The organism is Desulfovibrio sp. SGI.102, assembly GCF_050314315.1.
Lineage (GTDB): Bacteria > Desulfobacterota > Desulfovibrionia > Desulfovibrionales > Desulfovibrionaceae > Desulfovibrio.
Map to the genome: position 1 here is coordinate 26,425 of NZ_JBNPNC010000026.1, position 11,252 is coordinate 37,676.

8 protein-coding genes, 3 tRNA genes and 1 pseudogene are annotated in these 11,252 nt (G+C 60.2%); 7 read left to right on the forward strand and 5 right to left on the reverse strand.

Features of this window, described 5'->3' with window-relative positions:
- Positions 1 to 78 precede the first annotated feature (78 nt).
- Entirely contained in the window at positions 79 to 840 is a 762-nt protein-coding gene (locus ACQRCJ_RS07345) for a DeoR/GlpR family DNA-binding transcription regulator (protein WP_427799575.1), read from the forward strand.
- A gap of 396 nt (positions 841 to 1,236) precedes the next feature.
- On the opposite strand, the gene ACQRCJ_RS07350 is transcribed toward ACQRCJ_RS07345, so the two are convergent.
- The 3 genes from ACQRCJ_RS07350 to ACQRCJ_RS07360 all read right to left on the reverse strand — a co-directional run bounded on the left by ACQRCJ_RS07350 (position 1,237) and on the right by ACQRCJ_RS07360 (position 5,224).
- A complete protein-coding gene (locus ACQRCJ_RS07350; RefSeq protein ID WP_304015140.1) occupies positions 1,237 to 2,514 on the reverse strand; it encodes a Na+/H+ antiporter NhaC family protein in 1,278 nt (425 codons plus the stop codon).
- 347 nt (positions 2,515 to 2,861) lie between these two features.
- Positions 2,862 to 4,436 (reverse strand): alpha/beta fold hydrolase, encoded by a 1,575-nt coding sequence (locus ACQRCJ_RS07355; protein WP_427799576.1) that lies wholly within the window; start codon positions 4,434 to 4,436, stop codon positions 2,862 to 2,864.
- A gap of 197 nt (positions 4,437 to 4,633) precedes the next feature.
- Entirely contained in the window at positions 4,634 to 5,224 is a 591-nt protein-coding gene (locus tag ACQRCJ_RS07360) for a LysE family transporter (protein WP_427799577.1), read from the reverse strand.
- A 159-nt stretch (positions 5,225 to 5,383) separates the two neighbouring features.
- Between ACQRCJ_RS07360 and ACQRCJ_RS07365 the strand changes: the two genes are divergently transcribed.
- The 4 genes and pseudogenes from ACQRCJ_RS07365 to ACQRCJ_RS07380 all read left to right on the forward strand — a co-directional run bounded on the left by ACQRCJ_RS07365 (position 5,384) and on the right by ACQRCJ_RS07380 (position 7,558).
- The gene (locus ACQRCJ_RS07365) at positions 5,384 to 6,274 is read left to right on the forward strand and encodes a LysR family transcriptional regulator (protein WP_168935292.1); all 891 of its coding nucleotides are present in this window, start codon (positions 5,384 to 5,386) and stop codon (positions 6,272 to 6,274) included.
- Between the two features lie 165 nt (positions 6,275 to 6,439).
- Positions 6,440 to 6,727: pseudogene (locus ACQRCJ_RS07370) on the forward strand (EamA family transporter); the annotation flags it as partial.
- A gap of 137 nt (positions 6,728 to 6,864) precedes the next feature.
- The gene (locus ACQRCJ_RS07375) at positions 6,865 to 7,329 is read left to right on the forward strand and encodes a DMT family transporter (RefSeq protein WP_320861442.1); all 465 of its coding nucleotides are present in this window, start codon (positions 6,865 to 6,867) and stop codon (positions 7,327 to 7,329) included.
- A 152-nt stretch (positions 7,330 to 7,481) separates the two neighbouring features.
- Positions 7,482 to 7,558: transfer RNA gene (locus tag ACQRCJ_RS07380), tRNA-Arg, on the forward strand.
- A gap of 509 nt (positions 7,559 to 8,067) precedes the next feature.
- Here the strand turns inward: ACQRCJ_RS07380 and ACQRCJ_RS07385 are convergent.
- A tRNA-Arg gene (locus ACQRCJ_RS07385) sits at positions 8,068 to 8,144 on the reverse strand.
- A 431-nt stretch (positions 8,145 to 8,575) separates the two neighbouring features.
- Positions 8,576 to 8,653: transfer RNA gene (locus ACQRCJ_RS07390), tRNA-Pro, on the reverse strand.
- Positions 8,654 to 8,881: 228 nt separating this feature from the next.
- Here ACQRCJ_RS07390 and ACQRCJ_RS07395 point away from each other — a divergent pair.
- Both ACQRCJ_RS07395 and ACQRCJ_RS07400 read left to right on the forward strand, forming a co-directional pair.
- A complete protein-coding gene (locus ACQRCJ_RS07395) occupies positions 8,882 to 10,261 on the forward strand; it encodes an APC family permease (protein WP_204626489.1) in 1,380 nt (459 codons plus the stop codon).
- A 22-nt stretch (positions 10,262 to 10,283) separates the two neighbouring features.
- Positions 10,284 to 11,177, forward strand: a complete 894-nt coding sequence (locus ACQRCJ_RS07400; RefSeq protein WP_168935295.1) for an acetamidase/formamidase family protein — start codon at positions 10,284 to 10,286, stop codon at positions 11,175 to 11,177.
- Positions 11,178 to 11,252: the final 75 nt, after the last annotated feature.

The window sequence follows — 11,252 nt, forward strand, 5'->3', positions numbered from 1 at the left end:
TCCGATATCCGGGAGCGGCTTGCGCGGCCCCTGTCATTCCAGTATATTGCGGCATCCTCACCCCCATCAGGACACCCCATGACCAAGACAACGGAACGCCATCAGGCCCTGCTGCACATGCTCAACGCGCGCGGCTATGCGACCATCGACGAGCTCACCAAATGTTTTTCCGTGACCCCGCAGACCATCCGCAAGGATATCAATACCCTGGCCGGACAGGGCAAGGTGCAGCGGTTCCACGGCGGTGTCGGCATGCCGCTGAGCACGGAGAACATCCTTTACGAGCAGCGCAAAAAGCTCTTCCTGCCTGAAAAAAAGGCCATCGCCCAGATGCTGGCCAAACATATCCCCGACGGGGCCTCCATCTGCATCAACCTGGGCACGACCACCGAGGAGGTCGCCTATGCCCTGCTGGGGCACAACAACCTGAGGGTGCTGACCAACAACCTCAACGTGGCCGCCATCATGGCCCGCAATCCCAACTTCGACGTGGTGGTGGCCGGCGGCACGGTGCAGCATCACGACCACGGCATCATCGGCCCCAGCGCGGAGAATTTCATCCGGGAATTCCGGGTGGATTACGGCATCATCGGCATCTCCGGCATCGACCAGGAAGGCAACATGCTGGACTTCGATTACAGGGAGGTCTCGGTGGCCCGGACCATCATCGAATGCTCGCGCCGGGTCTTCCTAGCCACGGACAATTCCAAATTCGGCCGTTCCGCCATGGTCCGGGTGGCCAATGTCTGCGATATCGAAGCCGTGTTCTCCAATGCCCCGCTCGAGGAGCACTGGCAGCACATGCTCCAGGAAGCCGGGACGGAACTGTATCTGGTCTAGCCGCATCCCGGATATGGGCGGCAAAACGCCAGATCTTCTCTGCGACCGCCCCAAGCCACGGCCTGCCGAACTGCCTGGAAACCGCTTTTGCCCGCCGGCCGGCAAAAAAACAGCTTCCCGGCAGAGCATTTTCTCCAGTGCCCCGGCAAAGGACACACTGCCGGGAAATATGGCCTGACGCCAGTGAGCGCCCCTGTTCAGTTCCCCCCAAAATGGTAACGAAAAAGCCCCGACGCTTCCGCAGATGAAGGAAGGCCGGGGCTTTTTACATACAGGACACTGCCGGGAAAAATTCTCCACCAGATGCCGGGACTGCATACGACAGGGCAGAAAAAACACGTGGAAAAGGACGCGGCCTCCTGCTCTTCCCTGCCCGACAGTCGCCGGGATACCGTCTTAGCGGCGCCGCAGCAGCATGTCCGTCAACGGCACCATATACAGATAAAAAGCATAAGGCAGGCACTCCGGTCCCACGCCCATGATGGCGCAAGGAACGCTCCCGGCGATGCTCCAGGGGATGATGGCCGCCAGCAGGACGATGCCGTTTTCCAGCGGCAGGACCATCTCCTTCCCGTTCTGCCAGAGAGGGGCGCACAGCTGCTTCGTCAGCATGATGCCGAGCGTCTGGTTGCAGCTCACGGCAGCCACGGGCAGGCCTGCCAGCACCGTGGTCCGAAAGGCCCCCAGCCGTAAGGACAGCCGCTTGCAAAGCGAAGAAAGGCCATCCAGCAGACCGGTCGCCTCCAGAAGGCCCGCATAGGCCGAAGTCAACAGGACGATGCCCGCCACCTGTGCCATGGAGAGCAGGCCGCCCCCCGCCAGCATCTCCATGCCCGCCGGAGGCTCATAGCCGAACACCAGACAGCGCAGCAAGGCAGCCGGTGACATCTGCTGGACAGCCAGAGAGACCACGCATCCGGCAAGGATGCTGCATGCCATGATCTTTTTGACATCCCAGCGCAACAGCAGGGGGACCAGCATGAAGACGGCCGGCAGCAGGACCCGGGCATCCAGCACCAGCCCGTCGGCAAACAGACCGTCCACATGCGGCAGGCTCTCGGCCCGTGCCGACGGCAGCAGGACGTAGGCCAGGCAGACCAGAAAGAAGGGCAGCAGGGACGTACGCCACATGAGCCGTACGTTGTCATAGATGGACGTCCCTGTCAGGGCGCAGACCAGCGCCGCGCTGGACGACATGGGCGAACTTCGGTCCCCCACATAAATGCCGCTCATGACCGCCCCGGCCGTCAGGAGCGGATCGGGCCCGGCCGTGCGCGCCAGCAGCATGAAAACGACGCCCAATGTACTGGCCGTGCCGAACGAGGTCCCAAGCAGCAGACTCAGCAGGCTGCACAGCAGGAAGACCCATAGATGAAAATGGGCAGGATCCACCCAAGGCAGGCAGTGGTGGATGATATAGGGGATGGTCCCGGCCGAACGCCAGACCGCTGTCAGCATACCGATGAGGACGAAGATCTTCAGGATGTTGCCGATGGTCCGCACGCCCCTGCCGCACAGGCCCACGATCTCGCGGGGCCGAAAGCCCAGACGGAAAGCGTGCCCGGTAAAACACAGCAGGCCGAAGGCCAGAGCCCACAGCAAGGATGCGCCCGTGACGATGCACAGGGCCAGCCCACCAAGAAACAGCGATATGACGACGGCGTTCATGGACATGATTCCATTCCACGCCCGCCCGGGCCTGTCAAACGCTTTTCCGCCGGAAAAGCCCTGTATCGCCGGCAGATTGCCGCCTGTCTGCACTACACGATTTCCGGCAAAAGCCGCTTACCGGCTCTCCCGTATGACGATAAAGAGGTCGGGCTGATCTTCTTTTTTCCCTCTGCGGGCTCTCCCTCGCAGCGCAGAAACCTGGGTGCGTTCTCTCCGCTGCCCTGAACTCAGGCCATCCCGCAGACAGCACACAGGAAGGCAGGACACGGTCAGTCCTCCGCCTGCCCCTTGCTGCCGGAGGAGACAGCCCCGCAAGAGCAGCCCTCCGGCAACACAAGAAAGGGCTATGCCTACAGCGCCTTGCCGAAGAACTCTTTCAGGGCTTCCACCACCTGAGTGACGTATTCCGGCTTGTCATACAGGTCCACGTGGCTGGCTTCTTCCACCACATGGATCTTCTTGGGCTCCCTGGCCCGCCGGTAGGCATCTTCCGTGAAATAGAGCGTATCCGCCCGGCTGCCCACGATGAACAGCAGAGGACGGGGCGACACCGTATCCAGATAGGCAAAGGCATCGAAGGCCGCCAGCTTGTCATTGCTGGAAACAAGGTAACGATTGACGGACGTCGGATAACTGCAGCGCGGCGTCCTGTAGTATTCGTAGGCTTCCCGCTGGATCACGGACGTATGCTCGTCGATCTCGTCCGGGCCGTCCGGAACATACTTCCAGCAGGGAGCTTCCTCTCCCCGGGCTGCCGCCGTTCTGGCGCGGGCCACTTCCTGCAGCAGCTTCTGCATGAAGTTCTCGATCTCGACACCGGGAAAGCCGTTTCTGGCGCTGTCGCCCACGTCCCAGGTGCTGATCCCGGCCGCCGCCTTGATGCGCACATCGGTCTGGATGGCGCTCATGGTATAGCCGCCCCCCGCGCAGACGCCCATGGCCCCGATGCGCTCTTCATCGACGTACGGCAGGGTGACGAGGTAATCCACAGCCGAGCGGATGTCCTCCACGCGCGAGAAAGGATCTTCCAGACACCGGGGCAGACCTTCGCTCTCGCCCTGATGGGAGGCATCGAATGCCAGGGCCACATAGCCGGCCCGGGCCAGATGCCAGGCGTAAAGCGAGGAACACTGTTCCTTCACGCCGCCGCCGGGATGGGTGACCACCACCGCCGGATATTTGGCGTCCGCATCAAAACCATCGGGCAGGAACAGCAGGCCCGCCAAATTGAGATCGAACTTTTTGAACGAAACTTTTTTCCCTTCTTCGTAATGCGTCGCGTACTGCATATTCTTTTCCCCTGTCCGGCTTTGAGCCGGTTCATGATCCGGCGGGACGACCCGCAGGGCAGCGTCCTGCTCCACAGTTTTGATGATCCTGGCCGGGACACCAGCCACGATGGTACGCGGCGGAACGTCCTCACGGACCACAGATCCTGCCGCCACCACGGCGCCATCGCCCACATGCACCCCCGGCAGGAGGATGGCACCGGAACCGATCCAGACATCCTTGCCGATGACGATGGGCGCGATGTTGTGGACATGACGCCGGTCCGGCGGCAAGCCGTGGTTGATGGTGGCCAGGGTCACCCGGTGCCCGATGAGCGTCCCGTCACCGATGCTGATCCCGCCCTGATCCTGGAAACAGCAGCAGGCATTGATGAAAACACGGCGCCCGATGCGGATATTTTTGCCGAAGTCGGTATAGAACGGCGGGAAAAGACGGAACGTCTCATCTATCGGGCGTCCCGTGATCCGCCCCATGATCTCCCGGATCTCTTCAGGCGTATGGAAGGCATTGTTCAGCTCCGCGGTCAGGCGCATGGCCTCGTACGAATAGCCGTGCATGCAGTCAAAGGCTTCCGTGCCCGTGACCAGCGGCTGTCCCGCATCCAGGTGTTCCAGCAATGTGTCCAGAGACATCATGGCTTATTCTCCTTCATGATGAAGATCAGGCTGACCGCTGCCACAAGGCCTGATGGCGACCGCCTGCGTTCCCTGAGGAGATAGCAGAAAGGCAGTTATCAGGTAAAATACCTATATCAAATATCTATCCATGTGTTTTAAGCATGATAAAGGCTGTAGGCTGCGGGCCCTTTCCCGGCGTTTGCGGCCCATCGGCATCACTGATCCAGCAGGGACCAGGCACAACCGACCAGCATAGCCCCCAGCAATCCATTCGTCACGCGGGCATGCCGCTGGAAAACGCTCTGCAGACTGGCTCCCGCCACGGCCCACACGATGGTGCCCAGACTGCCCATCATGGTCAGGAAGCACATCCCGGCAAGAAGTGCCGCAACAGAATCATGGTGCGGCAGGATGAAGGCGGAATAGGCCGTCATGCCGTAGACCATGATCTTGACGTTGACGAACTGGAGCACGAATCCGGTCATGAAGCCCGCATCGGCACGCCCGTCACTGTTGCCCCCTGCCTTCGGCATGGCGGTCTTCCATGCCAGCCAGAGCAGATAGGCGCTCCCGACATAGCGCATGATCTGCAGGAAGGAGGCGGACAGCACGGAAAACGAGAAAGAAAGTACACCGCAAATGGCCATGACACAGAAAAAACCGCCGCAGATCCCGGCAAGAACAGGGATACTGCCCCTGAATCCTGCCCAGCCGCCCGTCGTAAGAGCCAGGATGTTGTTGGGGCCGGGCGTGATGGTCGTGATGAAGGTGAATACGAAAAAAGCCGAAAGTACCGATGCAGGCATGTGCCCCTCCGTAGCGTTTTGGGACGACTGTCGTATCTGTGACCCGATCCCGTACCGGGCCAAGCGACATCTCTGCAGGGTACGCTGATGACTTTATGCGAAAAAGCAAATATATTCGCAGCCATGATTCTATAATCTCGATATATTCTGGAGGGGCCTGTGGATACGCGCAGCATCGTCGTCATCAAGACCATCCTGGAAGAAGGCAGTTTCCAGAAGGCCGCGCAGCGCCTCAACTGCTCCCAGTCCACCGTGACCTTTCAGGTGCGCCAGCTCGAGAACGAGCTTTCTGTACGCCTTTTCGAGCGTCTTGGGAGGCGCATGGTCTTCACCCCTGCCGGCAAGAGCATCCTGCCTCATATGGAAGCTATCTTGCATTCCATGCAGGCCATCACGGCATGCAACGACCCTGCGTCCCTGCACGGGGAGCTGCGTGTGGCTGTGGCGGAATCCCTGCTCTCCTACAAGCTCCATGCCCTGCTCGGCGATTTCGTGGAGCGGGCTCCGGCTGTGAAGCTCCAGCTGCACAGCCTCAATTGTCACGACATCAGGGAAGGCATCCTCTCCGGCCAGTATGATCTGGGGGTCTATTATGATGTGGGCGGACATCCGCACACGCTGGAAGTACTGCCGCTCGGCCAGGCAAAAGGGATCATCGTCGCCTCCCCCCTGCTCGCTCCCGGGCTCCGGGACTTCGATACGCCCCACCAGAGGAAGGAGACCAGCTTCATCATCAACGAGCCTCGCAGCATCTACAGGGAACGTATGGAAGCCCACCTGCGCGCCCGGGACATCCTTTTTCGCAACACCATAGAGCTCTGGAGCCTCGAATCCATCAAAAAAACCGTGGCTGCCAACCTGGGGGTCTCCTTCCTGCCCACGTTTGCCGTGGAGCAGGAACTGGCCACGGGGAGTCTGATAGAGCTGCCGGTACGCATGTCTGGATGCATCGTCCAGGCCATCTGCGTCTGGCACAAGAACAGAGAAAGCACGCCCGCCATGCGCCTTTTCAGGGATCTGCTGCAAGCTTCCGCCCTGTTCCCGATGTAACGGCTGCTGCAGCGTCTACCATGCCGGAGCCCTGCCCCGTCCGCTCATGGCTCGGCCCGCCCCCTGCCTTCATTTCCGCATGACAAGCCCATGACAAAGCTGTAGGGTGCCCCCCGTAACGCTCAACGGAGGATGAACATGCCGGGTTCCAACGCTACCGGGTTGATGCTGGCCCTGCTCACGGCCTTATTCTGGGGGGCCCTGCCGCTGGCCCTCAAACACCTGCTTTCCACGGTGGACGCGCTTTCCATCGTCTGCCTGCGCTTCTGGGTAGCTGCCGCCTGGACATGGGGCCTTTCCTGCCGACATCCCGGCAACAGCACACCGCTGGGCCGCCGGGAAAAAGTCCTGCTGGCTCTGGCCGCAGCGGGCCTAAGCTGCAACTTCGTGTTCTTCAACTCGTCGGTGGCCTACCTCAGCGCCTCCGCCTGCCAGATCCTGGCACAGGCGGGCCCCGTCCTCCTGCTGCTGGGCAGTGTGTTCGTCCTGCGCGAGCCATTCCTCCCCATCCAGGGGGGAGCGTCATCGTTCTGCTCGCGGGCCTTCTGCTGTTTTTCAATACCCGGCTGCTGGAGCTGGCCAACGGTGACATGCTCATCGGCATGGCGCTGGGGATCATGGCCGCCGTCGTCTGGGCCAGCTACGGCATCGCCCAGAAAGTCCTGCTGCGCACGATCTCGCCCGGGCGCATCATGCGTTTCATCTATCTTGCCGGTGCCCTGGCCCTGACGCCGCTCTCCACTCCTTCGGCCTTTCTTGAGCTGGACTCGTTGCAGACGGCCTGCCTGATCTTTGCCTGCATCAATACCATCGTCGCCTACGGTGCTTTTTCCACGGCCATGAAGAACTGGCATGCCGCCAAGGTCAGCGCTGTGGTCACCACCACCCCGCTGTTCACGCTTGGCCTGGAAGCCCTGGGGGCGCTGGCCCTGCCCCAGGTATTTCCTCTGGAGCATCTGGGCCTGCTCAGCCTGCTGGGAGCTGTCGTTGTCGTGCTGGGGGCCATGGGCATCGCGCTTGGTCCCATGCTGCACCTGCCGCACAAGCGTTCCTGAGCTGAGCGCGTCATACTAGCGGAATCGTTGTAGAGGATTTTTCCTGCGTTGCGGCACAAAACGGCCTGCCTTCAGCCCCGGAAATACAGGACCTTCCGCCCGCCAGCTTCAACTTGACAGCGCGCGTCAGACTGCTTTACAAGATACGACGCGCGCTCGTAGCTCAGTCGGATAGAGCGATTGCCTCCTAAGCAGTAGGCCGCAGGTTCGATTCCTGCCGGGCGCACCAAATAAAATCAATGGGATACCGGCAAAAACGGTGTCCCATTTTTTTGGCTTTGCGACCATTTTGCGACCATCCTGCGCGCTGCTGAGAATAAGTTTACGGTTGTGAGCTGTTACGAAACTTGAGAACAGCGCTCGGCACCTTTTCGACGTAGGGACGGTGGCTAGAGATTGCTCCAAACAGAGAAAGGGCGTGGGGGTGTCATTTAGACATCCCCACGCCCTTTCTCTGTTTGCTGATCCAGCTTGTTTTTAGCCAATAATGGAAGGCTCAAACAAAGCACACGGGACTCGGGCTGACGCGAAGACATTCCTTCTGCCAGGTGGACCAGCTCCTGTCGTCTGCAGTCCTCCCACAGCCTTGTTTGCCATCATTCCTGTTGCATGCTGCTGACGGGTGCGCACGCGTGTCAGCCAAGTAGCTCTTGAAAAGTCCTCACGCGGGGCCCCAAAAATGCAGAAGACAACAAAAAAAGCGGTCAGCCTGTTACAGCTAACCGCTTGTTTTTGTTGTGGTGCGCCCGAAGAGATTCGAACTCCTGGCCTACAGGTTCGTAGCCTGTTGCTCTATCCAGCTGAGCTACGAGCGCGTCGTGAAAAGCTATGTATAGCAATCGCCCTGCCCTGTCAAACATTTTTGCGTAAAAAAATCAATTTTTATGCAGCCGCTCTTATCGGCCGTCCCGCTTTCGATGGGACCACATGACGGACCAGGCCCCTTTCCCCACACTTTATGCCACCATAGGAACACCGTCTGACGACGCAGGCTAGCTGCCGGATGTTACCGCAAAAGCCGGGAACAGAATCAGCCTGTGGAAATGCTCGTGAGCCCCTGGAACACGAACTGCCCAGCGACCTGGTCCCACCGATTGCGACAGTTCAAAAAAACTGGCCCCCTTTGGGCTGAGAGGCGGCCCCCCTTCCCCCCTCACGGGCACAGGTAGTACGCGGCAAGGGCCACATACCGCTTGCAGCATAAAAAAACGGGCTCCAGCTTCGCTGGAACCCGTCTGTTTTTTTATGGTCGGGATGGCGCGATTTGAACGCGCGGCCTCAGCGTCCCGAACGCTGCGCTCTAGCCAAACTGAGCCACATCCCGTTGCAAGAGAGGACATTACACCGAAGGCCTGCCGTATGCAAGCTTTTTTTTCAAAAAAATTTTTCTCCGCTCATGTCAGGTGGTATACGTTCCTGCCCGGCGGAGTCCCGGACATGGCGGTACATGTTTTGCGCATATCGGGCAATTAGGCTTTGACTTTATGAAAAAAGGGGCTAAAACGCACATACCGGTTCGTCTGCCCGGTAAAAATTTTTTTGAGGTTGCTTTATGTCGAACACAGGTTCCACGGACAATTTTGGCTACGGCCAGGAGCTGAAGCGCGAACTCAGCTTCAAGGACGTATTTGTTTACGGTATGCTGTTCATGGTGGTCATCGCCCCCATGTCCATCTATGGCTACATTTCCAAAGACAGCCATATGATGGCGCCCTTTGTCTACTTTGTGGGCATCTGCGCCATGTTCTTCACGGCCCTGAGCTACATGAAGATGAGTAACCGCTTCCCCATCGCGGGCTCTGTCTACGCCTATGTGCAGCGCGGCCTGAACCACCATGTGGGCTTCATCGCCGGCTGGCTCATCCTGCTGGACTATGTGTTCGTGCCCGCCCTGCTCTATCTGATGACCGCCAACTGGTGTGTGGAACTCTTCCCGGCCACCCCCCGCTGGATGTGGGTCATCGTGTTCGTGGGCATCAATACCCTCATCAACGTCCGCGGCATCACCTATACCGCTCGTGCCGACTGGATCATGTTCTATGTGGAAGCCGTGGTCCTGGCCCTGTTCATCGGCTTCGGCCTCAACTACGTCCTTGGTGAAGGCGGCGGCACCGGCCAGCTGGTCATGGATCCCCTGTACCGCCCCGGCGAGATGAACCTGCAGTTCATCGGCCTGGCCTGTACCATCGCCTGTCTCTCCTTCCTGGGCTTTGACGGCATCTCCACCCTGGCCGAAGAGACCCACCGCCCCGAAGTGACCATCGGCCGCGCCACCATGGCCGCCCTGCTCTGCATCGGTTTCCTGTTCATGCTCCAGACCTATGTGGCCACCATCATCCAGCCCGACATGAGCAAGATGAACCCCGACACGGCCTTCTTCGACGCTGCCGAGCTCGCCGCCGGTGACTGGTTCCGCAAGGTCCTGCTGGTGGTCAACATCCTGGCCGTGGGCATCGCCAATACCATGAACGCCCAGGCCGCCACCTCCCGCGTGCTGTACGGCATGTCCCGCGACAACGTGCTGCCCGGCGTCTCCGGCCTGTTCCGCAAGGTGCATCCCCGCTTCCAGACCCCCTACATCGCCACCATCGCCGTGGGTATCTTCTCCATCCTGGTGGCCGAGCTCTCCACCGTGGAAGACCTGGCCCGCCTGGTGAACTTCGGCGCCCTGACCTCCTTCATCCTGCTGAACCTCGCCGTGTACAATTTCTTCTGGCGTCGTGAAAAGATGCGCGGCGGCAAGGCCCTGCTCAACTATGTGATCTGCCCCTTCTGCGGCGTGCTCATCCTCGGTTATGTGTGGCTCTCCTTCGACAGCATGACCCAGATCGTGGGCTTCAGCTGGCTGGCCATCGGCCTGGTCATCGGCTACGTCAAAAGCAAGGGCTACAAGGTCGTCCCCGAAGCCTTCCGCAAGAGCGATATGGTGTAACCTTCATTGCAGGAGTTGAATCATGCAGTACTTTGACAAGGTCGTTTATACCTTCAGTGCCGACAACGAACCCACCGGCACCATCGATTCCGGCGAGATCGTCATCTTCCGCACCCAGGACTGCTTCAGCAACCAGATGCATTCCGAAAGCCAGCTGGTGACCAGCTGCGACTACAGCAAGATGAACCCCGCCACCGGCCCGCTGTTCGTGCGCGACGCCCAGCCCGGCGACGTCATCAAGGTGGAACTGCTGGACGTGCAGTGCGACACCATCGGTACCACCACCACCCTGCCCAAGATCGGCCCCCTCTGGGACAAGTGCGAGACCCGCACCAAGCGCATCCCCATCGAGAACGGCAAGGCCGTCTTCAATGACGTGACCTTCCCCATCAATCCCATGATCGGCGTCATCGGCGTGGCCCCCGAAAAGGGAAAGAGCGTGCCTTGCGGCTACCCCGGCAGCCACGGCGGCAACCTGGACTGCAAGCTGATGGTCAAGGGCAACACCGCCTACTTCCCCGTGCGCGTGGAAGGTGGTCTGGTGCAGATGGGCGACATGCACGCCGTCATGGGTGACAGCGAACTGTGCGGCACCGGTCTGGAGATCAACGGTACCGTCATCGCCCGCGTGAGCGTCATCAAGAACTGCCCGCTGGAATGGCCCGTGCTGGAGACCGCCGACACCTGGTACACCATGGCCAGCGCCGCCGGCTATGAAGAAGCCCTGCGCCACGCCAGCGTGCAGATGCAGGGCCTGGTGGCTGCCGCTACCGGCTGGGATGCCACCGACGCCTACCTGTACATGTCCCTGCGCGGCGACCTGGAAATCTGCCAGGCCTGCAAGCCCTGCGAAGTGGACCTCATCGTGCGCCTGGGCGTGCCCAAGGCCGACATGAAGCGTCCCCTGGTTGGCTAGCAGCTGACCGTCCGACACGACGATACTGAAAAAGGCTGTCCGCATCCTGCGGGCAGCCTTTTTTCGTGTCCTTTT

Excerpts from the sequence above, each read along its gene's own strand:
- ACQRCJ_RS07345 (WP_427799575.1), top strand. The coding sequence starts at position 79 with ATGACCAAGACAACGGAACGCCATCAGGCCCTGCTGCACATGCTCAAC.
- ACQRCJ_RS07350 (WP_304015140.1), bottom strand. The coding sequence starts at position 2,514 with ATGTCCATGAACGCCGTCGTCATATCGCTGTTTCTTGGTGGGCTGGCC.
- ACQRCJ_RS07355 (WP_427799576.1), bottom strand. The coding sequence starts at position 4,436 with ATGATGTCTCTGGACACATTGCTGGAACACCTGGATGCGGGACAGCCG.
- ACQRCJ_RS07360 (WP_427799577.1), bottom strand. The coding sequence starts at position 5,224 with ATGCCTGCATCGGTACTTTCGGCTTTTTTCGTATTCACCTTCATCACG.
- ACQRCJ_RS07375 (WP_320861442.1), top strand. The coding sequence starts at position 6,865 with ATGCTCATCGGCATGGCGCTGGGGATCATGGCCGCCGTCGTCTGGGCC.
- ACQRCJ_RS07395 (WP_204626489.1), top strand. The coding sequence starts at position 8,882 with ATGTCGAACACAGGTTCCACGGACAATTTTGGCTACGGCCAGGAGCTG.
- ACQRCJ_RS07400 (WP_168935295.1), top strand. The coding sequence starts at position 10,284 with ATGCAGTACTTTGACAAGGTCGTTTATACCTTCAGTGCCGACAACGAA.